This is a genomic window from Pseudomonas syringae group sp. J309-1 (genome assembly GCF_032582135.1).
Taxonomy (GTDB): Bacteria; Pseudomonadota; Gammaproteobacteria; order Pseudomonadales; family Pseudomonadaceae; genus Aquipseudomonas; species Aquipseudomonas quasicaspiana.
Genome location: NZ_JAWHNU010000162.1, coordinates 1 through 525 on the forward strand (window position 1 = coordinate 1; position 525 = coordinate 525).

Annotated in this window: 1 pseudogene; it reads right to left on the reverse strand. The window is 64.6% G+C overall.

Features of this window, described 5'->3' with window-relative positions:
- A pseudogene (locus tag RX972_RS29240) lies at nt 1-353 on the reverse strand (hypothetical protein); the annotation flags it as partial.
- Nucleotides 354-525 lie beyond the last annotated feature (172 nt).

A 525-nucleotide genomic window follows, 5' to 3' on the forward strand; every position in this document is an offset into this window, starting at 1 on the left:
ATGCAGAAGCGGCTCGCGCCGTTTTGCTTGGCGCGCGAGGCGGCTTCCAGCACTTCGTCGATCGGCATCAGCTTTTCAGCCTCGACACCGGTGTCGTAGCGCGCCGCTTGCGGGCAGTACGAGCAGTCTTCGGGGCAGCCGCCGGTCTTGATGGACAGCAGCGTCGAGAGCTGCACGGCATTCGCATCAAAGTTGGCGCGGTGCACCTGCTGCGCCTGGAACAGCAGGTCGTTGAACGGCAGCGCGAACAGCGCTTCGATGGCTTCGCGGCTCCAGCGGGCGTTGGGATTCTGCCCGGGCGTGGGCGGCACCTTGGCGGCGTTCGGCACGAAGTTGAGCGGAGTGGATTGCATGAGGACTTCCTTCGAGTGATGCGTGGTTTCGTTGTTATGCGGGTCAGGCCGGCAGCAGCCAGTTCGGCTTGCGCTTGCCCAGGAAACTTTGCACGCCTTCGCGGCCTTCTTCCGAAGCGCGAATGGCGGCGATGCGTTCAGCGGTGTCGGCCAGGAGGGCGTCGTTGATCGC